The sequence below is a fragment of the Membranihabitans marinus genome, assembly GCF_021729155.1.
In the GTDB taxonomy this organism is placed as follows: domain Bacteria; phylum Bacteroidota; class Bacteroidia; order Chitinophagales; family Saprospiraceae; genus Membranihabitans; species Membranihabitans marinus.
This window is the reverse complement of the sequence record NZ_JAJQYA010000033.1, coordinates 18,009-40,642: the sequence shown is the minus strand read 5'-3', so window position 1 is coordinate 40,642 and position 22,634 is coordinate 18,009. Positions and strand designations below refer to the sequence as shown.

Annotated in this window: 21 protein-coding genes; 7 read left to right on the top strand and 14 right to left on the bottom strand. The window is 38.9% G+C overall.

Annotation, left to right across the window (positions count from 1 at the left end):
- Positions 1-4: 4 nt before the first annotated feature.
- From LVD51_RS16500 to alaS, 3 genes are all read right to left on the bottom strand, one after another.
- Entirely contained in the window at positions 5-982 is a 978-nt protein-coding gene (locus LVD51_RS16500; protein ID WP_236972466.1) for a Gfo/Idh/MocA family protein, read from the bottom strand.
- Between the two features lie 2 nt (positions 983-984).
- Positions 985-1,200, bottom strand: coding sequence for a hypothetical protein (locus LVD51_RS16495; protein ID WP_236972465.1), 216 nt, complete (start codon positions 1,198-1,200; stop codon positions 985-987).
- Between the two features lie 84 nt (positions 1,201-1,284).
- The gene (gene alaS / locus LVD51_RS16490; protein ID WP_236972464.1) at positions 1,285-3,930 is read right to left on the bottom strand and encodes an alanine--tRNA ligase; all 2,646 of its coding nucleotides are present in this window, start codon (positions 3,928-3,930) and stop codon (positions 1,285-1,287) included.
- Between the two features lie 128 nt (positions 3,931-4,058).
- On the opposite strand from alaS, the gene LVD51_RS16485 reads away from it, so the two are divergent.
- From LVD51_RS16485 to LVD51_RS16475, 3 genes are all read left to right on the top strand, one after another.
- Entirely contained in the window at positions 4,059-5,045 is a 987-nt protein-coding gene (locus LVD51_RS16485) for a M23 family metallopeptidase (protein WP_236972463.1), read from the top strand.
- A gap of 147 nt (positions 5,046-5,192) precedes the next feature.
- The gene (gatB, locus tag LVD51_RS16480) at positions 5,193-6,641 is read left to right on the top strand and encodes an Asp-tRNA(Asn)/Glu-tRNA(Gln) amidotransferase subunit GatB (RefSeq protein WP_236972462.1); all 1,449 of its coding nucleotides are present in this window, start codon (positions 5,193-5,195) and stop codon (positions 6,639-6,641) included.
- A complete protein-coding gene (locus LVD51_RS16475) occupies positions 6,634-6,966 on the top strand; it encodes a MerR family transcriptional regulator (RefSeq protein WP_236972461.1) in 333 nt (110 codons plus the stop codon). Before gatB ends, LVD51_RS16475 begins: the two co-directional genes overlap by 8 nt.
- On the opposite strand, the gene LVD51_RS16470 is transcribed toward LVD51_RS16475, so the two are convergent.
- The 5 genes from LVD51_RS16470 to lpxD form a co-directional block, all read right to left on the bottom strand.
- Positions 6,957-7,574 (bottom strand): ABC transporter ATP-binding protein, encoded by a 618-nt coding sequence (locus LVD51_RS16470; protein WP_236972460.1) that lies wholly within the window; start codon positions 7,572-7,574, stop codon positions 6,957-6,959. The two genes, LVD51_RS16475 and LVD51_RS16470, sit on opposite strands and share 10 nt — an antisense overlap.
- 17 nt (positions 7,575-7,591) lie before the next feature.
- A complete protein-coding gene (lpxA, locus tag LVD51_RS16465; RefSeq protein WP_236972459.1) occupies positions 7,592-8,377 on the bottom strand; it encodes an acyl-ACP--UDP-N-acetylglucosamine O-acyltransferase in 786 nt (261 codons plus the stop codon).
- The gene (gene fabZ / locus LVD51_RS16460; protein WP_236972458.1) at positions 8,374-8,868 is read right to left on the bottom strand and encodes a 3-hydroxyacyl-ACP dehydratase FabZ; all 495 of its coding nucleotides are present in this window, start codon (positions 8,866-8,868) and stop codon (positions 8,374-8,376) included. The genes lpxA and fabZ overlap by 4 nt, the downstream gene beginning before the upstream one ends.
- Positions 8,861-9,775, bottom strand: coding sequence for a UDP-3-O-acyl-N-acetylglucosamine deacetylase (locus LVD51_RS16455; RefSeq protein WP_236972457.1), 915 nt, complete (start codon positions 9,773-9,775; stop codon positions 8,861-8,863). The genes fabZ and LVD51_RS16455 overlap by 8 nt, the downstream gene beginning before the upstream one ends.
- 101 nt (positions 9,776-9,876) lie before the next feature.
- The gene (gene lpxD, locus LVD51_RS16450) at positions 9,877-10,905 is read right to left on the bottom strand and encodes a UDP-3-O-(3-hydroxymyristoyl)glucosamine N-acyltransferase (RefSeq protein WP_236972456.1); all 1,029 of its coding nucleotides are present in this window, start codon (positions 10,903-10,905) and stop codon (positions 9,877-9,879) included.
- Between the two features lie 27 nt (positions 10,906-10,932).
- Here lpxD and hemC point away from each other — a divergent pair, with 27 nt between their 5' ends.
- The 4 genes from hemC to LVD51_RS16430 all read left to right on the top strand — a co-directional run bounded on the left by hemC (position 10,933) and on the right by LVD51_RS16430 (position 15,590).
- Positions 10,933-11,841: a hydroxymethylbilane synthase gene (hemC, locus tag LVD51_RS16445; RefSeq protein WP_236972455.1), complete on the top strand. Its 909-nt coding sequence runs from the start codon at positions 10,933-10,935 to the stop codon at positions 11,839-11,841.
- Between the two features lie 313 nt (positions 11,842-12,154).
- Positions 12,155-14,173, top strand: coding sequence for an alginate lyase family protein (locus LVD51_RS16440; protein ID WP_236972454.1), 2,019 nt, complete (start codon positions 12,155-12,157; stop codon positions 14,171-14,173).
- A gap of 155 nt (positions 14,174-14,328) precedes the next feature.
- The gene (locus LVD51_RS16435; protein ID WP_236972453.1) at positions 14,329-14,910 is read left to right on the top strand and encodes a hypothetical protein; all 582 of its coding nucleotides are present in this window, start codon (positions 14,329-14,331) and stop codon (positions 14,908-14,910) included.
- Positions 14,910-15,590, top strand: a complete 681-nt coding sequence (locus LVD51_RS16430; RefSeq protein WP_236972452.1) for a uroporphyrinogen-III synthase — start codon at positions 14,910-14,912, stop codon at positions 15,588-15,590. Before LVD51_RS16435 ends, LVD51_RS16430 begins: the two co-directional genes overlap by 1 nt.
- Here the strand turns inward: LVD51_RS16430 and LVD51_RS16425 are convergent.
- From LVD51_RS16425 to LVD51_RS16400, 6 genes are all read right to left on the bottom strand, one after another.
- Positions 15,582-15,992: a hypothetical protein gene (locus LVD51_RS16425; RefSeq protein WP_236972451.1), complete on the bottom strand. Its 411-nt coding sequence runs from the start codon at positions 15,990-15,992 to the stop codon at positions 15,582-15,584. The genes LVD51_RS16430 and LVD51_RS16425 overlap by 9 nt on opposite strands.
- A gap of 20 nt (positions 15,993-16,012) precedes the next feature.
- Positions 16,013-17,197, bottom strand: a complete 1,185-nt coding sequence (locus tag LVD51_RS16420) for an amidohydrolase family protein (RefSeq protein ID WP_236972450.1) — start codon at positions 17,195-17,197, stop codon at positions 16,013-16,015.
- 208 nt (positions 17,198-17,405) lie between these two features.
- Positions 17,406-18,416, bottom strand: a complete 1,011-nt coding sequence (locus LVD51_RS16415; RefSeq protein ID WP_236972449.1) for a DUF1015 family protein — start codon at positions 18,414-18,416, stop codon at positions 17,406-17,408.
- 606 nt (positions 18,417-19,022) lie between these two features.
- Entirely contained in the window at positions 19,023-19,532 is a 510-nt protein-coding gene (locus tag LVD51_RS16410) for a GbsR/MarR family transcriptional regulator (protein ID WP_236972448.1), read from the bottom strand.
- Positions 19,522-20,625 (bottom strand): glycine cleavage system aminomethyltransferase GcvT, encoded by a 1,104-nt coding sequence (gcvT, locus tag LVD51_RS16405; RefSeq protein WP_236972447.1) that lies wholly within the window; start codon positions 20,623-20,625, stop codon positions 19,522-19,524. Before gcvT ends, LVD51_RS16410 begins: the two co-directional genes overlap by 11 nt.
- 10 nt (positions 20,626-20,635) lie before the next feature.
- On the bottom strand, positions 20,636-22,630 hold the full coding sequence (locus LVD51_RS16400) for a peptidylprolyl isomerase (RefSeq protein WP_236972446.1): 1,995 nt from the start codon (positions 22,628-22,630) through the stop codon (positions 20,636-20,638).
- Positions 22,631-22,634 lie beyond the last annotated feature (4 nt).

Below are 22,634 nucleotides of genomic sequence, written 5' to 3'. Positions count from 1 at the left end.
GAAATTAGATCACAAATTCTTTAATGTCTCCCTGGGCCTTTACCGCGGCCTCAATTTTCTCTGCCACTTCAACAGCTCTCATTCCATCGGCAAGAGACACAAGAACGGACTGATTATGTGCTATCGCATCATAAAAGGATTCAAATTCTTGTTTAATGGCATTGATTTGAGGTCCAGCTACATCGCGAATAGTTATCCATTTCTTTTGATCGTTAAATTCCAAAGGCATAGCATTCTCTGATTCCTCATCACCTATGCGAATAACCTGAGATTTTTTCTCCAAAAAATCCAGTGATATATAAGCATCGGGTTGGAACATACGCATTTTACGCATATTGTTAATTGACATTCTAGAAGCTGTCAAATTGGCAACAGCACCGTTTTCAAACTCAATTCTGGCGTTGCATATATCAGGGTGATCACTGATGATTTTCACCCCATTGGCCCTGACATCTCTGACCTTTGATTGAACAAAATGCAACATTATATCGATATCGTGAATCATCAAATCCTGCACTACAGATACATCGGTACTTCTCGGATTAAAATTGGCCAATCGATGCACTTCGATAAAAGCGGGTCGAATGATTTCATCTTTCAAAGCCAATAAGGCAGGATTAAATCGCTCAACATGGCCGACTTGTACCCTTACTTTATGTTTTTCGGCCAAGGTCATCAATTCTTTCGCTTCTTGAGACGATGGGGTTACTGGTTTTTCAATGAATACGTGTTTGCCATGACGAATCGCTTCTACAGCAATGTCAAAATGGGTTTGGGTCGGTGTCACAATGCTTACCACCTCCACTGCGGATAGCAAATCTTGCAAAGAATCAAAGGCATTTACCTTGAAATCATCAGATACGCGCTCCAACAACGAAGTATCGTTATCGTACACCCCTACTATAGAGAAAGCTTCTATTTGTTGGATGCACTTAATATGAATCTTGCCCAAATGACCTACACCAATTATTCCTATTTTCATAATCACTTAATAAATGAAAGAATGGCTACCACAATCAAAAGTAAAATAACAAAAAAAGAAGCAATAATGACTTGTTTTAATCGCTGTCTCAAGGCAGTAGCTTTTTTCTTGGATTCCGCATTCAATGACTTAACCAAATTATTAAAAATATCGTCTTGAATAACATCCTTTACCGTCCACTTTCGACCGGTATCGGGCAGGAGTTTTACGAAACGCATAAATATTATCCGATTGATTATATTCAAGAAGACCAGACAGGCCACTAAGAAAACGATGGTATAAAAATATGAAAACGCCATATCTTAAACCGCTTTTATTTTAGTCAAAATATCATCTTTAATATGTTGAACAGCCTCTGCTACACCATCTGGATTTTTTCCTCCAGCTGTAGCGAAAAAGGCTTGTCCTCCGCCTCCACCCTTAATATAGGATGAAATAGATCGAATCAAAGATCCAGCGTTGAGTTCGTACTTAGAAACCAATTCTTTATCTATATAAATTAATATTTGAGCCGAAGTTTCAGAGCGATCTCCCATTACAATAATGGATGATGGATGAAGTTGGGCTATTTCAAAAACCATGTTTTTCAATATTTTACCGTCCATTCCATCGGTGCACTCGGCCAATAACATTACGTCATTATGGGCTTCCAATTTGTTGACCAATTCTGTTTTAAGCTGTTTACTGCCTTCCAACTTTAGCTCTTCTAACGACTTTTGAAGTCCTTTGTTTTCCTCTTGCAATTTTTGAATTTGACCGGGAAGGCCGACAGTATTTTTAAACAGGGCGCGAATACTATTCAATTCCTCAATTTCATTATTTACATATTGGATAGCTCCACTCCCAGTCACCGCTTCTATTCTTCGAATCCCTGCAGCAATAGCAGATTCAGAGGTAATTCTAAAGAGTTGCAAATTCCCGGTAGCATCAACGTGACACCCTCCGCACAATTCTCTTGAATAATCTTCCTCAAAAGTTATCATTCGAACGGTATCCCCGTATTTCTCGCCAAACAACATCATAGCTCCTTTTGCCTGAGCCTCAGCAATAGGTATACTGCGATCTTCTTGAAGGGGGATGTTGGCCGTTATTTTTTCTTGAACTATGGATTCTATCTGAGCCAATTCTTCAGTCGACAATTTTTCGTAGTGACTAAAATCAAATCGCAGATATTTATCGGTAACCAAAGATCCTTTTTGCTGTACATGGCTACCCAATACTTGTCTCAAAGCCGCATGCAATAAGTGAGTGGCAGAGTGATTATTTTCTATACTTTTTCGTCGAGTGACATCGATTTCGGCTTTTAAACTTCCGTGTACGTCTGAAGGAAACCGATCTACGATATGTACGATCAATTCATTTTCCCTCAAAGTATTCAAAACCGCAATCACTTCGCCATTAGCCGAAGTCAATCGTCCTCTATCTCCGATTTGACCTCCACCTTCTGCATAGAAAGGAGTTTGGTCCAATACCAATTGGAGAATCTCTTTATCTTTTTTGGCAACAGACCTCATTCTGGTCACTTTTACTCCTTCGAGAGAATCATGGTCATAGCCCTTAAATACCGTAGATTTGACATCGGATACGATATTCCAATCTCCTACCTGTTGGACGGCGTCCTTCCTAGACCGCTCTTTTTGCTGGCTGAGTGCGGTATTGAAACCATCGAGATCAACGGTATACCCCTTTTCTTTGGCCATAAGGGCCGTTAAGTCAATTGGAAAACCAAAGGTATCATATAGGGTAAATGCATCCTCGCCGGCGACTTGATTATTTTCAATAGTTAACAAATTGAAGCGCTGAATTCCCTCTTCCAGTGTTCTTAAAAAACCCTTTTCTTCTTCCAAAATCACCTTAGCCACAAAGTCTTTCTGGGCTTGCAATTCGGGGAAAACATCGGCGAAATAATCAGCCAACATCGGAATCAATTGATACATCAATGGCTGTTGCCAATTTAAAAAAGTATAATAATACCGAACCGCTCTTCTCAAAATACGTCTAATCACATAGCCAGCTCCAGTATTGCCAGGGATCTGACCATCGGCTATCGTAAATGCAACCGCTCTAATGTGATCGACAACTACTCGAAAACTCGTATCTACTTTAGCCTCCTCACTGTATTGATTTGAATATGTAAAACCAGTAATTTTCTCTATTTCATGAATAAATGGAGTAAATACATCGGTTTCATAATTTGATTTTTTTCCCTGAATAGCCATACACAATCGCTCAAATCCCATACCGGTATCCACATGATTTTGCGGCAATGGTTCGAGTTGACCAGACAGTAGTCGATTGAATTGAATAAAGACTAGATTCCAAACTTCAATCACTAGGGGGTGATCTTGATTGACCAAGTCGGCACCGGAGATGGCGGCTCTTTCCTCCTCACTTCGCAAATCGATATGAATTTCTGAACAGGGGCCACAGGGACCAGACTCACCCATTTCCCAGAAATTATCTTTTTTAGAACCATTCAATATGCGATCCTCAGGCAAATGTTTTTTCCATAGATCAAAGGCTTCTACATCTCTCTCCAATGCATCTTCACTAGCTCCTTCGAAAATAGTGGCGTACAATCGATTTCCATCTAATCCATAGACTTTGGTCAGCAATTCCCAAGCCCAATCTATGGCTTCACTTTTAAAATAATCGCCAAAGGACCAATTACCCAACATTTCAAACATGGTATGGTGGTAACTATCGAGGCCAACTTCTTCCAAATCGTTGTGTTTACCAGAAACCCGCAAACACTTTTGAGTATCCGCTACTCTAGAATGGATAATTTCTTTAGTTCCTAAAAAATTATCCTTAAATTGGTTCATTCCAGCATTGGTAAACATCAAAGTGGGATCACTATTGTTTACAATGGGGGCCGAAGCAACTATTTTATGACCTTTGTCACTAAAAAAATCGAAAAATTTTTGCCGTATTTCTACAGATCGCATAAAATGTAAAATTTATATTTAAAAAAATAAATATTTATTTCGTAAGTTTACCAAAGGCTTAATGATAAATTAAAATTTTGTACCTTCGCGGTTCAAATGTACTATTATATTCCAAATTACGTACACAAATGAGTAAAGAGAAATTCGTTTTTAACCCGCATACACTGCGATACGAGAAAGTAAAAGTACCATTTAGTCGAAAAATTTTCATAGCACTTGGTTTCCTATTATCGGCAATAGTGTTGGGCTTTGCCACATTCTTCTTTTTGAGTTCTTCTATTCCAAGTCTTAACTTTAAGGAAAAGGAATTAAAAAAAGAGCTGACCCAAATGGAGATAAAATTCAAGCTATTAAATTCTCAATTGGGCAAAATGAGTTCGGTTTTAGAAAACTTACACCAACGCAATTCCAATATTCAGGAAATTGTATTTGGTACCGAACCTTTGGACGCCAACGTATGGAATGGAGGTATTGGGGGACACCAGCAATACAATGAATTAATTAATTTTAACTCAAAAGACCTCCTGATTGAAACCTTAAATAAGGCAGATCAACTTTCGAGAAAATTGACATTGCAATCCAAGGAGTTGGACGATTTGGAAAAAAAGACCATAGAACGTGAAGAAATGCTCAATTCACTACCTTCTATCAAACCAGTACAAGAGGACAAACTAAAGCGAAAAGTAAAATATCTATCTGGATTTGGGATGAGACTTCACCCCATTCACAAGATAGCCAAAATGCATGAAGGCATTGATTTCACAGCACCATCGGGCACCAAAATCCAGGCCACTGGAAATGGTACGGTCATCAGGGTAGAGAAAAGATCTACTGGATACGGTTACAACGTAATGATAGACCACGGATACGACTACAAGACCCTATATGCTCACATGAAAGAGATCTATGTCAAAAAAGGTCAGAAGGTGAAGAAAGGAGAATTGCTTGGATTGATCGGAGACACTGGTTCTTCCACTGCACCTCATCTCCATTACGAAGTGAGATACAAAGACAAGGCAGTGAATCCAATTCAATTTGTAATGGACGGTTTGAGTCCTGAAGAATACGATCAATTGGTTAAAATGGCTTCAGAATCCAACAAGTCATTGGATTAATATAAATCCAAAAAAAAGCGATAACCACAAAGAAAGTTAGACTCAAGAGCTTTCTTTGTCATTGTTTGCCAGATAAAAGTATTTAGGTAGTCAAAATGATGTTTGATTTTTTGTATCTTTCGTGCAAAATAACATTATTATACACCTATGGATTTAACCAATTTAGAAGCCGTTATTGGCCTGGAAGTACATATACAGCTCAATACAGAAGCCAAAGCATTTGCTCCTGAATCCGCGAAATACACCAATATACCCAACCAACATATTAGTCCAGTCAGTTTAGCATTGCCGGGCACCCTTCCCGTCATGAATAAAATGCAGATAGAAAAAGCCATTCGACTGGGTTTGGCTTTGGACTGTGAGATTAATCAACGAAATTATTTTGATCGTAAAAATTATTTTTACGCCGATCTACCAAAGGGGTATCAAATCACTCAAGACAGTGATCCTGTCTGTCTGGGTGGAAAGTTTACTCTAGAAAATGGCAAAACCATCAGACTTCATCATATCCATATGGAGGAAGATGCCGGAAAATCGGTACACGATATCTCTCCAGATTATTCTATGCTGGATTACAATAGAGCTGGTGTACCCCTGTTGGAGATGGTTACAGAGCCCGATTTCAGGAATGGAGACGAAGTGGAAGAATTTATCAACACCTTGCGCAGATTGGTTCGATACCTCGACGTATCCGATGGAGTGATGCAAGAGGGTTCGATGAGATGTGATGTCAATTTGTCCTTGCGGGAAAAGGGAAGTGATGTCCTCAATACCAGATGTGAAATAAAGAATATAAATTCTGCTTCCAACGCAAAGAAAGCAGTGGAACAGGAATTCAAAAGACAGTTAAAACTCCTTAAGAAAGGAGAAGAAATAAAGCAATCGACTCTGGACTTCAATCTCAAGACACAGAAGTTAACCGTCATAAGGGTGAAAGAAAATGCCCATGATTATCGATATTTTCCAGAGCCCGACCTACCTCCCATCATCATTTCCGACGACTGGATCGAATCGGTAAAATCCAATATGGGCAGACTTCCGCAATCTTATTTTCATCAATTGACAACGGAATACGATTTAAGTGAATACGATGCCACTATTCTTATAGAATACAAAGATATTGCTGATCTGACTCTTTCCCTAATTCAGGAATCAAATATAGATCCCAAGTCAATAGCCAATTTTATTGTCAATAAATATTTGCCAGATGTAAAGACAGGGACAGATGATCTTTTGGAATATCCCCTATCTCAGGAAGGCATCTTAGAATTTTTGACCCTGATAGAAAGTAAGAAAATCACCGTATCTTCTGCTTATCAAAACCTCTTACCTCACCTTTTGGAACAACCACACAAAACTGCCAAACAGGTAATGGAAGAAATGGATTTAGCCCAGGATTTTGACCTAACTGCATTAAAATCAATTATTTTAGATATATTAGACCAAAATCCCGATGAGTTAAAAAAATACCAAAACGGAAAGAAAAACCTTTTTGGATTTTTTATGGGAGAAATCATGAAGGCCACCAAAGGAAAAAGCAATCCCAAAGAGGCTAAAAAAGAACTCATGGAAATATTAAATACACGTAATGGTTGATATTCAAAATCTGTCGAAACTGTACTACACTATTGGTGAAGTAGCGAAAATGTTTGATGTATCTACGTCTTTGTTGCGATATTGGGAGTCAGAATTTACACAGATTAGTCCCGGCAAAAACAACAAAGGCGACCGAAGATATACCAAGAAAGACATTCAAAAAATTAAGCGGATATACGTATTGTTAAAAGAAGAGGGTTTTACGATTGATGGGGCCAAATCGGCCTATAAAATTAGAGAAGAGAAGGACGCAAAAGTAGAAAGCATTATTAGCGACCTAAAAAAAATAAAAAAGAACATGACGAAATTGCGCAATCACTTGTAATCTGTAATAGATAACATTCTGTCGCAAAAATCATACTCCCTCTCATCATTGGAAGCAACAAAAATCATTCGATTTTGCCCGTACTCATCTATCAACTGATGATATAAATCCACCCCTTTCTTATCCAAATTACTACAAGGCTCATCCAAAAACAAAACTGGCGCATCGGTGCATATGGTCAATACCAATCTAATCCGTTGATACATACCGCTGCTGAGGCGTTTTAATGGTTTATCTCTATGGACTTCGAAGGACAAAATATCCAATGCCTTTTGTGGATCGATATCTTTTTGAAAGGATTTCAAGCGCATAAAATAATGGAAGACTTCTTCCACCGTCATTTGATCTCCAAAAAACAACTGGGGTGAACTAAATGAGAAATATTGAAACCACTGATGTTTCTGAAAAGTCCGATCATCGTTACGCCATCGAATTTTCCCCTGTGTGGCATCGACCATACCGCAGAGGACTTTTAGAAAAGTCGACTTCCCGCTGCCATTTTCTCCCAAAACAGCAATTCTGTGATTGGGAGAAAAGGTATCGGATATATTTTCAAATATAGTTGAGTAATTATACTCCTTAGTAAGGGATTCAATTTCTATGAACATGGTTCATTAAGTTTCCACTAGCGGCTTTTGTAACCTCGAATCAAACCTCGATTACTTTTTTCAATAAAGTCCAAAATAATGGTCTTAAAAGGTGAATCTGGAGCATCTCTCATTATCTTATCTACTCCTTGCCTTACATTATTTCCCTTAACAAAAAGGGTTCTGTATAGATCTTCTATCAATAATACATCGTCAGAGGAAAATCCTCTTCGACGCAGGCCAATGGTATTGACACCGGCAAAAGCCAATGGCTCTCTTGCGGCCTTAATAAAAGGAGGTACATCTTTTCTAACCAGTGATCCACCACCTACAAAGGAGTGTTTACCCACTTTTACAAATTGATGTACAGCGGTCAATCCTCCGAGTTGTACATATTCTTCCAAATGGATATGTCCGGCGAGATTGACATTATTGGCCAAGATACAATTGTTCTCCAATACACAGTCGTGTGCAACGTGGACGTAGGCCATCAACAAACAATTGTTCCCTATGGTGGTAGAAGTATTTGCCGAAGTTCCCTTATTTAAAGTACAGTATTCTCTAATGATGACATTGTCACCGAGAATAAGCATAGTATTTTCACCTTTGTATTTCAAATCTTGAGGAATTGCTCCTAGCACGGCTCCTGGAAAAATCTTACAATTCTTACCGATTCGCACACCATCCATAATAGTTACATGTGGCCCGATCCATGTTCCCTCTCCTACTTCCACATCTCCTGCTATAGTAGTAAAAGGTTCTACTTTGACATTACTCCCTAACTTAGCAGCTGGATGAATAAACGCATTATCATTCACTATCATGAGTTTTTTCTCTTTACAATTTTAGCGGTAAAATCACCTTCAGAAACCAATTCGTCGCCCACATAAGCAGTGCCTCGCATATGACAAATACCCCTTCTTATTGGACTAATTAACTCCATCTGTAAAATTAAGGTATCTCCAGGTCCTACCATTTTTCGAAATCGTGTATTATCAATTTTTAAAAAATAGGTATCCCATTTCACATCTTGATTCATCTGTGATAGTGCCAATATCCCACCAGTTTGAGCAAATGCCTCCACTTGTAACACTCCTGGAAAAACTGGATTTCCGGGAAAGTGTCCTTGAAAACAATGCTCGTTATAGGTCAAATTTTTAACCCCGACCACTCGACGTTCATTCAGCTCAATAACTTTATCAATCATTAAGAATGGAAATCTATGCGGCAACATCTCCATAATCTCTAACGTGTCCTTGACAGGTGGTAGATTTGGATTATACCGAGGGATATCACTTACTTTTTTATTATCCATAAAATAAATCTATTAAATGCCTTACTAAATTAATGTTTCCGGTATGACCGGGTCTCACCGCTCGAATTGTTCCTTTTATTGTGGCATTTAACAAAGAAAAGTCACCGATCATATCCAATATTTTATGCCGAGCTGGTTCATTCTCAAAATACATCGGACCATTAATTACATTTTGCATAATGGTAACGTCCGAAACATCGGGAATGTGTTTATATATAGTATTTTTTACTTCTTCTTCACTGGCGCCATTGTCTACCAATACCACGGCATTGCTCAAGTCTCCCCCTTTAATCAATCCCCTTTTCATCAATCCCAATACCTCGGAATACATACTAAAGGTTCGAGCCGGTGCGATATTACTGGCGTAATCCTGCCCCCATGTCCAAGTGGCTACCACATGACCGAGAATTTCGTTGTCGTATTTGACCACTGCCTCGTAATTCAATTCATCGCTGGGACTCAATTGGTATTCGGCTCCACTGTCAGGACAAGTATATACCATATCTTCGTCGATGACTATGGTTGTGACATCTTGTTCATCGACTTCTACCAATTCTTGATCTGCCAATTGCTCAGAAAAATACTTACCACCACCATCGAGGATAGGAACTTCCGACCCGCGTTCTATAAATAATTCGGCATCGGTAACCTCAAAGGCATTGAGCGCAGACAGCAAATGTTCAACCGTAGAAATGGTTACCTTGCCATTGCCCAATATCGTGCATCGATTGGTCGATACAACATTGGCAATAAAACAAGGTATGTAGCCTTTTTGGTCTTCATTGTCATTATAGGAAAAGAAAATACCTTTTCCTGCCATAGAAGGTTTGACGATAATCTTACAGTCTTCGCCGGTATGAATCCCCACCCCTTCTACTAAAATATCTCTTGAAAGCGTTTTACGCATTATTTGATTTTATAAAACTCGCCCAAAGATAAAGTTTTCTTAATAAATACAGGATAAAATACCGTACGATAATCGAATTTAATGATGGTTTAATCGAAATATTAAGTGTCTGAATTTAATTTAGCTTCCAATTGTTTAATTCTTCTCTCCATCTCCCCTAATTTTTGAATATAAATATGGCTTTTGAAAAACTGTTTAACTTTCACTGCGGGATAGCCCATGAGGAGTTCGCCATCGCCTACATTCTTTACAATACCGGTTCCCCCTGCAATGCCATTTTTGGATCCTATGGTGGTATGACCAGCAATGCCAACTTGACCTCCGATTTGATTGTCTTCACCGATCTTCACACTGCCCGCTACACCGGTCAGAGCAGCTATTACGGTATGGGAACCAATGACTACATTGTGTCCTACTTGAATCAAATTGTCCAACTTTACACCAGATTTAATCTCAGTCGATCCCATAGAAGCCCGATCGATGACGGTGTTCGCTCCGATCTCTACATCATTGCCGATAATTACATTCCCTATTTGAGGAATTTTTTTGTAGTGCCCCATATCATCTTTAACAAATCCAAAACCATCACTGCCAATTACCGCATTGGAATGTATGATTACTGATTCACCGATTTGACAATCTCTGTAAATCTTCACCCCAGAATTGATAACGGTATCATTACCCAACACTACATTACTCCCGATATGAACATGACTACCTATTCGACAGTTTTCACCCAATACCGTACCCTTGTCGATATAAGTAAACGGGCCAACAGAGCAGCTACTGGGTACTTGAGCCGTCGGGTCGACATAGGCTAGATCAGAGACTACTTGTGGTACTTTTTTTGATTTCTCTAAAAATTCAAAAAGTAACGAGAGTGCTAGATATACATTCTCTACACGTAGAACAGTTGCCATGACAGGTTCCTTCAGAATAAAATCATTGTCGAGAATTACTGCACTGGCCTTGGTATTGTATAGGTACTTTTCATACCTCGGATTTGAAAAAAAAGTAATTGATCCCGGCCCTGCATGTTCTATCTTAGCAGGATGGGTAATTACTACATCAGCATTTCCCTCCACTTTAGCTTTAATTAGCTCCGCAATTTGATGTATCTTTACCTCCATCTTTTTTTTCAAAAATAATAAATAGTAATGATAAAAATTGGAACTAGGGGAAGTAAATTGGCATTGTGGCAGGCAAACTACTTTCAAGATATTCTAACTGAACAAGATATAAAGAGCGAAATAATTGTAATTAAGACCAAAGGCGACCTTGCCCAAAACCTAAGTTTCGACAAAATAGAGGAGAAAGGATTTTTCACAAAGGAAATTGAAGAAGCTTTACTATCGGAAAAAATTGACATCGCCGTACACTCTCTCAAAGACTTACCTACGGAAAATAGTCATGGACTGGTTATCGCTGGTTTATCGGACAGAGCCAATCCTTGTGACACATTGTTGATTCAAGAAACAGCCTATGACGCCAATAAATCTTTTCGACTTAAAGACCACTGCAAAGTAGGTACTTCGTCTCAGCGAAGAAAAGCCCTCTTACACCACTATCGACCTGATATAGAACTCGTTGACATAAGGGGGAATGTCCCCACTAGGATCCAAAAGCTCAGAGATGGCCATTTCGATGCCATAGTTTTAGCACAAGCCGGTCTCGATAGAATAGAGGCCGATGTCTCTGGACTCAAAGTCATTCCTCTCAATCCCAAAGAATATGTGTCGGCACCTGGACAAGGAGTAGTAGCTTTTCAGACTCGTTCTTCTGAGACAGAAATAAGAAAAACTTTGGCCGAAATAACGGATAAATCTTTGGCCGAAACCACCAATATCGAACGAAGTATACTTAAATTATTAGAAGGTGGCTGCCATCTTCCCATTGGCGCCTTCTGTCAAAAAGATCCATTGGGCAATTATCACGTTTGGGCATGTTATGGAGAAGATTGGCGATCTCCACTGAATTTTGTGCAATATTCTTCGAACACAAAATTTGAATTGGCCGAAACCGTAGTCAATCAACTCAAGAGTAAAATTGACAACTCCCCTTCCTAATATTTGAACTACCGTGTTTTATGTTATTTATTGATTTATAAAGTGCTAGGAAATTACCGATGTGCTTTATAAATCAATAGATAATAACAATATATCCTCGTTTGGTATTAACCCCCAACATAAATTAAAATTTTCAAAATATAATTACGCCGAATAAAACTATTAAATATTGAAAACAACCTGCACTATCAATATTTAATTATTTTATACTGAATATCGTCCTTATTATATAACAATTTTTATTTTTGGGAGAATTATTAGAATTCAACTATATCATCGTAGTTGAACAAACACCTAAAAATCGTAGCGCAACATGAGATATTTCATAATGGTATTACTTATGACCTATAGTCTGACCACAACTCAGGGTCAAAATCAGTGGGAGGAAATCAAATCTGTAAAAGATGTTTGTCTGGCCTATCCAGACAAAATGAAGGAAATGCTAAATCAATTCGATCTAAGTCTTCCTGAATTGGCAGAGGTTAAAAAAAATGTGGACAACAATGACATCGTATCAGCATGTACTGCTTTATTGGCACATTACAAAACCAAGTATCCTCAGGCTCAAGACTTTCCCACCCAACCAAGTTCTGAAACCACTGATTCCGGAGAAGATTTAATTAAGGATATTTTTGTATTTTATACCATTAAAGATGAAGTACCCCGAGACGCCAAGAATCGATTGCAATGGGACTATGAAGGTCCAGACAATGATATAGAGTGGGCTTGGGCTCTCAATAGACATTTTCCACTTCTCGGTGTTTTGACCAGCTTCCAAAAAACTGGCAATATCAAATATGCCGATTACATGGATCAATTCATTAAAGATTGGATCTTTCAGAGTTGGCCCTACCCTGCCAAAAAAAGTAATACTGCTATGTGGAGGGGATTAGAAGTGAGTTTTAGAGCCAAAGCTTGGTCTAAGGTTTTTACCTATTTTGCCAATTCTGACTTAATTAGCCCAGCCACCAAATTGTTGATTTTGGCCAGTATTCCAGACCATGCCCACTACAGCCGTTCCTTTCATAATCAAAACAATTGGCTGACCATGGAAATATCTGGTCTCGCTACTGTAGCCACTACATGGCCTGAATATCAAAAATCAAAGGAATGGCTCGAGTATTCTATCGCCACCATGACGGAAAGTTTAAAAGCTCAACTCTATCCAGATGGAGTGCAAACCGAGCTCTCATCCCATTACCACAAAACAGCCCGTTCAAATTTTGTTTTATTTGAAAACATCTGTCAGGCCAACAACATCAGTCTCCCTAGTTTTTTCACAGAATCGGTAGAAGATATGTGGAATTACCATGCCACCTCGATTCGACCTACTGGATATGGCATATTAAACAACGATTCCGATTTGGACTACAACAGAGACCTAGTCATGAAATACAGCGAAAAATACGACAGAAGGGATTGGCAATATATTGTTTCCAATGGCGAGATAGGGGAACGTCCCTCCGGTCCTCCTTCGGTAATCTATCCTTGGGCTGGCCAACTAATATCAAGAAGTGATTATGACGAAATGGCCCATTGGTCATTTTTTGACATTGGTCCTTGGGGAACCGGTCATCAACACAACGACAAACTCCATTTATCCATTACCGCCTATGGTCGCGACCTAATAGTGGACGGCGGGAGATTTGCCTACCGAGGAGAAATTGCAGATAAATTTAGATCCTATGCCAAGGGCAGTCAAAGCCACAATACCGTAATCATCGACCAAAAAGGTCAAGGACCCGGCCCCAAATTAACTGAAGAGCCTCTTCCTTCCTCTCACTATTCTATAGACGATGAAAGAGACTGGGCTTGGTCATCGATGGATCATTACCCTGGCATAAATGGCAATGCCAGCCATACCCGTACCGTCCAATACGAACGGGATGCATTTTGGGTCGTCGTCGATCAAATACAAACCGATAGACCACGAGATATAACCACCTTCTGGCACTGGCATCCGGACTGTGAAGTAGATTTAGGGAAAAACAATGTGGTATCTTCCCAAAACCAGGTCGGCAATTTACAAATCATCCCCATCCAATCCAAAGATTGGACTGTTGACTTGGTTAAAGGGCAAAGCAGTCCAGAGATTCAAGGTTGGTATAGTTCCAAATACAATACATATGAAGCCAATACTGCAGCTATCTATAATAGCCACATTGATAAATCCAAAACCTTTGTATGGCTGTTGATGCCATCTAAAGACGAAGTCCAGCCCGCAAAAGTCAAAATCCTAGCCATGGATGAGAATCATATAAAATTAAAAATCAAATATTTAAAGAAAAAACACATTGTCACTGTCCCCTTACCAGTGATGGTAGAGAAATAATACCAATGAGAAAAATATAAGCTATGGTTTAACACCTTCCCAAAACTAATTGAACATTAATTAGCTTCGAAGGTGTTTTTCTCAAAAGAAGGACTTAATTTTGCAGCGAATTTTAATCTAATTTTCACCCTAAAGACAACGAATTACTTAAGATTATGATATTAATATTTGATACAAGTGCTGCTGGAAAACCAAAAAAATGGAAGGTCCCATATACAGATACTTTCAATTGGCCCCGAATGATCCATCTTTCTTATTTGGCTTATGATAAAGAGGGGCAACTGGCTGCAGACGAAGATCTTCTCATTAACAATACTTTGGAAATTCCAGAGGACATGTTAAAATACCATAAATTAAAATTGGAAGATTTTGAAGAAAGGGGTGTAGATTTGAATACGGCCTTGGAAAAATTTAAAAAAATTGTCGATCAAGCGGATTATATATTTTCTTTCAACCTCAATTACAATGAGAATGTAATCGGGGCGGAATATTTAAGACAAGAAATGTCTCATCGCCTACATCAATCCGAAAAATACTGTCTAATGCAGGAATCTACCTATTTTTGTAAAATCATCAATAAGGAAGGAGGATACAAGTGGCCTACACTTACAGAATTACACGTGCGATGTTTCGATGCGGGATATATAGGTGTTAATAATGCTCGAAGCGATGTTATGGCGGCGACCAAGTGTTTCAACCATATGTGGAGCGAAGGACAACTAGACGACTTGTTTTAATGAAAGTGTTTATCAGTCGGACCATTGATGATTCCAGTCCTATTCAGGAGGTAATTAAAAAATATAATTGCACCTTAGTACAGCAATCTCTGATCGACATAGGATACATAGATATTCTGGAAATACCAAGGGCCGACTGGCATTTTTTCTATAGCAAAAACGGCGTCAATAGTTACCTAAGGTCGGGTTTACATTCCGTATCCCATGGAGTTAAATACGGAGCTATTGGTCCGGGGACAGCCCTTCATATGAGAAATCACGGACTGCCCTGTGATTTTACTGGAAGCGGTACGGCCAACACTTCTCTAGACTCCTTTCTTGAAATATGTGAACCCTCAGAAGAGGTATTATTTTTTAGGGCTCAACGATCGGCCAACAGTCTCTGTAAATTAATGAAGGTATACCGCCACTGCACAGATGTGATAGCCTACAACAACCGTCCCATAACCCAGCGATTTGACGACATAGACATCGGCCTCTTCACCAGTTCCCTGAACGCCAAAGCCTATTTATCCAAAAATCCCATGCCGAGATTATCCTGTGTTGCCATCGGTCAACCGACCTACGACACTTTGATATCGGAGGGAATTGAAGTTGATAAAATTCATCTTTCTCCCGCCACATCAGACCGTGGTCTGGCCACTTCTTTGGAAGAAGCCATCAGAAATTCACTACAATAATCCTCGCTGACTTAGGAGATCTTTTACTCCTTCCCAATCCACAAATGGCCTATTGGAAACATCACTATCTTCTATTAATGGACATCCCAATGCTGCATCGTCGATATATACATGAGCGTATATTTTAGGAGATTTTGTCCATCTGCGTTGACTTGGATTTTGGTTGATGGCATATAGCGGTATTTCGTGTTGATTGAACCATTCCACTGCATGATCTAAATATTTGCCATCGTCATCAGTATTTTGTTTTTTAGGCGCCATATTACTCCTCATGGTGTACAAAATCAATTTATGCCCTTGAGCTACTAATTCTTTTAACACTGGGACAGCACCTATATCCTGCCCTATTTTGGGAAATTCATGGGTAACACAGGTTCCATCAAAATCTACTCCTATAACCATTGATATATTATTTTTAAAAATTAAAGAACTCGAATCCCTTCTTCATTGTCTTCGAAAATATGTTCGACACTGCCCTTAAAATTCACCAAACCAGGAGATTTTCCGATTTCCAATGACCCCAAAATATCGGACTTACCCAAAGCGGCAGCACCATTTATAGTAGCCCAAGCCATCATGTCCAAAAAGGAAATGTGGGATTGATATTTGGCAATAGTTTTCATTTCTTGAAAAATAGAGAGTTGCCAATTGGAACTATAGCTATCGGTGCCCAAACAAATAGGGATGTCAGATTTCTGCCAATCGGCATATCGGGGCAATTTATTCTCAATAAATAAATTGGCGTTGGGACAACTTACCAAATAGGGATTTTTTACCTGTTTTTTGATAAGGGCAATATCTTCAGCGCCCATAATGGTACCGTGAACAAAGAGTACGTGATCGGGTTGATTTTTCTGCGACAAATAATGATGTAATGCATTGTTGGCATGACCATTGAACCTAGGGATATCCATGCCTAGGGATCGGTAAAAATCGTAATATCCGCTGTCTTTGCCGCTGCAAAAATAGTTTTCATCCTGACTTTCCAACATATGAATACTCGAAATGGCCGATTGATGCTCAGCTTTATTGATTTTATTATACAGAGAATTACTCACTGTATAAGGCGCATGGGGAACGATAGATTTGGAATGAAACCCATTGCTGGGCATTGAAAGATAACTTGGATAGTATTGATCAAAATGATGATCCGCTTGATCATCCTGCAGGAAATCAAACATTTCCACAAAAGAGTGATACATTATTTTGCTCTTACTTTTTGTCTCTGAAGTATGAGGCGTATTACAGATATCTCCCACCGCCACTATACCGTTTTCCCACATTTCTTTATCCGCTTTGGCAATGGCTTCCATAATTTCTTCCTCGGGAAAAGATCGCATGGATACAACGGCATACAAAAAAGATAAGAGTCCGCTGCCCGTGGGAATTTTACCCTTCATATGAGACAATTCCAAATGACAATGAGCATTGACAAATCCAGGCATTAATAAACCATGGTATTTTTCAACTTTTGAATCATCTACTTCATTGACACCGATAATGTCTACGATAGTCTCACCTTCGAATACCAAGACCTTATCTGTCAGTTTGTCTCCAATAACAGGATATATTTCATCCGCGGTAATATACCTTTTTGCATTATTCATTGCGATGGGTTTAATTCGTGTTGCAAAACTCCTAAGCTTTACATCTTCAGTCTATTTGAAAGTCCAATATATATAATCTTATGGTTTCAACCCGACAATCTCCCAGCTTACCTAAAAAAATTATATTCCTCAACTTCAATATATAATAAATGAGCAGATAGTATATGCCCTGACTCGCCATTATGGAGATCCCAATAACCTATACAATTTATGATAGATTACACCTAATCATATTTTTGGATATCCTCGGCAAGAAATAAGTTGATTTGGGGGGTAACACAATATCCTCTTTTACAGCGCGAAATAATTCTTGGGGAGAAATGGGATAAAACTGAAATACAAAAATCGTATCCTTAGCTGATTCACTGTAACTATTAGATCCAGTTTTATTGAAAAAAGGGTTATTGTAATATAGAGAATATTCTTTATTCCAACCATCCAACAGGGTATTTTGGAAGAATAATATATCCCTGTATCCTTGTGAAGATGGATTATTTTCATGTGATTTCCACCGCATTAAATAATCAACTGAGTTGTATTGACAATAAAATATACCGGCCTTCCACCTTTCAACTCCTTCCACCACATCAGCCAAAGACAATAAATAAAACCAAAATTCCTCTGCTAATTCATGTGAAATGTCAAGGTTTCTATAAAATGAATAAACTGTAATCTGATCAAAATCCATCCATACTACAGGTAAACCAATATCCATATCTGGTTGAGAAACGCACATCGACTTGAAAGCATCCATACGATGATGTCCATCGGCTATTACTCCGTGATCAATTTCTTGCATCAATGTTTCCAAATCATTTTGCCAAGAAGGATTGTGTGGAAGAAATAATTGAGTTTGGCAAGATTCAGTATCATCACAGTAAACCAAACCGCCTTCTTCTAATCCTCGCTGTAAATGATGATAGATTAGAGCATGTCTAGGATAAATAACTAGGATGGGTTTTTCAATGTTTCCCTCCTTTAAAAACTCCATTTTTTTCTTTTCTACCACAGCTTCCATGGTATCTTCATGAGGCCATATCGACGATAAATTTTGATAATCAACTATACCTATAAAACCAAGAGACTTCCCAGTCCTGACCTTATCTTCCATTTGAATAACCAGGTAGAATTCAGAAGGCAAACCTCTATCTTTATGCAATAGTGCACGACGCCATAAATCACCGTGAATCATACAATTATCTATCTGTATTCGTCCCATTTGCATAGAATAAAAATACGCAATAAAAGTCTAATACGAAATACATTTTATACTGAACGAATGAAGTTGTCCTATTGACAATTTCATTCGTTCACCACAGCGCCACGAAGTGACAGCAATTTATACGAATTAAATCGGCAGTGAAATTATTATATAATCTGGTCATGCCACGGTGAGAATGACGAGATTCCATGAAATTCGCTATCGACATACGGTACAGTCACGCCGCAGCACAGTGGTCTGAACAGGATTAATACCAAATACGTTTTATGATGTCGGTTAAGATTTTGAATGACTGAATGTAGTTGCCAAAAGGCAACCCGATGTCCTAAATATGACCGAATGTAGTTGCTCTTTAGAGTAACCAAATGCCTTAAATAGGCATTTGATGAGGGAACCACGACCTCTGTGTCGTGGGTGGGGAAGCCAGGGCGAGTGAAGTCACGACCTCCGTGTCGTGACCACACTACTTTAAGATTGACAAGCATAAACTACGATTGAAGTAATAATATAATAATGGGCGAAGAAACCGAGAGTTCCGTCTCTCGGGTGGGATAGCCGTTAGACAAGGCTAAATCATCTTTAAACCACAGAAAACAATAGATTTTATTTAATCATATTGAGGAAAGATCGAACAAATAGAGATTCATCTTTATTCTCCAACATAGACAAGAAACGATCGGACTTTACGGCATAATGCCTCATATCACAGATTAAATTTATAGAATCGGAAGACAACTCTCCATTCATTCGAGTGGGACAGTATTTTTCCATCATGGTGAGAAGTGGCGTCAATTCTTTTTCTCTTCGTATTGAGATTACAGCTTGAAGAATTTTATAAGTGTTTTTTTCCGCTTCGTAATATTCTTTCCTCGAATCTTTAATATAAATTTTGCGAACCAAACCGGCGCTTTCCAGATGACTGAGATTGGTCGAGATACAGCCCCTCGAAATTTCCAAATCTCGCTGTATTTCCTCTGCAGAAACTTGTTTTTCTGCCGTCAATAAATACCCGTGTATAGCTGCCATTTTTTTACTGATACCCCAAGCCGTGGCGACTTCAGACCAATCCTTGATAAAATCTTTTCTGATTCCACTTGTTACATCAATTTCCATACTCATTTACATTAATAAACGGAGTTTTCACTATTTCTGCATCAAAGTTCTTACGACCATTTGATATAGTGATTCTCTTATTGTTTATTTCATAGTCTTTGGGAATATACCCTAAGCCAATTGGTGTTTGTAAACAGGGCGAAAAAGTACCAGAACGAACCTCGCCGACAACTTTGCCTTTACCATCTAGGATATTATATCCAGATCGCGCAACTCTTTTGCCATCCATTTTAAAACCAATTAACTTTCTAACAACTCCCTTTTCTTTTTGTTTAATCAAAGCCGATTGTCCTATAAAGTCAGTCTTTTTCAGCTTGGTGACCCAGCCCAATCCAGCCTCCAAAGGACTTGTAGTTTCATCGATGTCATTGCCGTACAGACAATAACCCATTTCCAGTCGCAGCGTATCTCTACATCCCAGACCAGCCAACTGCAGCCCTTCCTGTTGACCTATTTCCCAAATATCGTTCCAAACTGAAACGAGTTGATCAGAATTGATATATAGTTCAAATCCTCCACTGCCAGTATAACCGGTAGCAGAGATCAGAACCGATGATGCACCGGCCACCTGGCCCATCATACAGTGATAGTATTCGAGAGATTCTATATCGCTATCAGTCAATCTCTTGAGAATCTGAATGGCCTTTGGCCCCTGTAATGCAATCAGACCAGTTTGTTCTGAAACATTCTCGGTTCTACAATTCAAGGTTTTATTTTCGATTAACCAATCCCAATCCTTCTTAATATTGGAAGCATTGACCACCATTAAATACTTCTGTTCATCGAGACGATATATTATTAAGTCGTCGATTATCCCTCCCTCTTCGTTGGTCATCAAAGTATATTGCGCTTGGCCAATTTTAAGTGATTTGACATTGTTGGTAGTGATCTTTTGAAGCACGGCCAAAGCATCTTCTCCTTCCACCATAAACTCACCCATGTGAGATACATCAAACAATCCAGCTTTTTGTCTTACCGCCATATGCTCTTCCTGAATACCGCTGTATTGAATAGGCATCATATACCCGGCAAAATCAGTCATTTTTGCGCCTTGATTTACATGAAAATCATACAGTGGGGTCAACTTTGTCATCACTTATTATTTATTTTTCTATAATTATTTTTTCAATTTTATCACCGGGCTCCAGATTCAAAATCAGATCAAAGTTTTCGATCACCTTGCCAAATATCGTGTATTTGCCATTGAGGTGAGGTGTGGGTCGAAGTGTGACAAACCATTGTTGACTCTCAGTATGATTGCCCGCAGATGCCATCCCCAATAATCCTGAACGGTCAAAATATTTAGGTCCCAATTCTGAACGTATGGTATAATCTAGACTACCATAGCCATCTCCTCTATTCCCCCCACCTTGAACCACAAAATTGGGCACAACTCGATGAAATACTTTGTCGTTGTAATATCCAGTTTCCGCCAATTCGACAAAATTCACCACAGTTCCCGGGGCGTGCTCTTTGTATAGTTCTATTTTGAAACTACCCTTTCCTGTAATCACTTCGGCTGTGACATTATCTGGTATGGCCTTGTAATTTTCCCAATCTATAGGATGGGTATAATATCGATCCGTCTGATAAAACTGATCATCATATTCTTGATTAAACAATGAGGCATAGGCTTGCTTTAAACATATCATAGCCTCTACCCCAGAAGGCATAGGCAATTGACTCATGGTCGAAGACCAAATGGCTTCATCGGATGCCAATTCATTAAATAATTCTGGGTGATCGGCTATAAAAGGGCTAATCAAGCAGAGGGCACCAATATCACCTGACCTCCATTCTTCCTCTAAAAATGTCAAACTTCTCGATATCAAAGATGAAGGACGTTGTTCACCCATATTTATCAAAGCTTCAATTATACTGGACTTCACAATTGGACTATGATCTGGATTATACCAATTCAATAATTGGTTTTGACTATTGACATTATAACCGCAAGCTTTAATAAGCTCTGATTTGATATAAAAATCTGATGTCCTACCATACTCCTGATACAGCAGTTGTTGAGTCATCATTTTAAATCTAGAATTGCCGTTGTATTTATTTACCAAGGCAAATATTTTAGCCTTTACTGACGGGGGGAAATTGCCAAATGCCCAATCCGTATACGATTTTGAGTATGCAGAAGAACCTCTTTCCAACATATATTCTGCGGCCGTATTGCTGACGGATAAATCTCTATCTCTAATACCGATGACTAGAATGTTGTGCATTTGAGATAATGGCAAATGCAAACTACCTTTTAAAAGTTGGATTCGAACTCTCTCATCCTTTTCACTTCGGAGATTTTTTGCCAACCACTGATATGCAGAACTCCCTGTTTTGCCCATGGCTTCCGCTAAAAACATCCTAATTTCGACATCGGTTTCTCCTTCGTAAACCGACTGTAAATCTCTTCGAAACTTCGTCAAATCTTCAGATGAATAGGATGCGATGTATTGACCAGCCAATCTTCTCACCGAATTGGGATATAAGGTATCTACCAGATAATCTACCATAAGCTGAGTCGATTCATCGTTAGTGTATCCTCTCAACCCCATTTGAAAAACGCCTAAACATTGGCCTTCTAACAGTAAAACATCTTCGTATTGATAGGTTGATATCGTGGACAGAGAAGTCAAATAACTACTATCTCCGCATTTACCTACAGCCTCCAAGGCGTATTTAAAGGACAATGGATCTACACCTAAACTATCTTGATTGGTAAAAATTTGCATAATATAGGGCAGAGCACTTCCATCGCGCAGCTGTCCGAGTGCATACAAGGCAGCTCGACGAACTTCGACTATATTGTCGTTTACGAGTTGGCCCACAGGTTCCACCCATTGTACATCTGGCAAATCGGCCAACAGTTGAGCCGCCAAAGCCCGAAATGAAGGATCGTCATTTTTCAAGTACATCAATAGGGAATCTACTTGCCAACGATCTTTAAAATTGTATAATTTTTGAAAAACTACTGAGTCGAGATCAATATTTACCTCAGTTATCAATACTTTTTCCTCTGTTTGAACCTCTTGGTCACAACTAACCAATCCATTCAATAGGATGAACAATAGAAAAAAGTGTATTAATCTATTCATTACG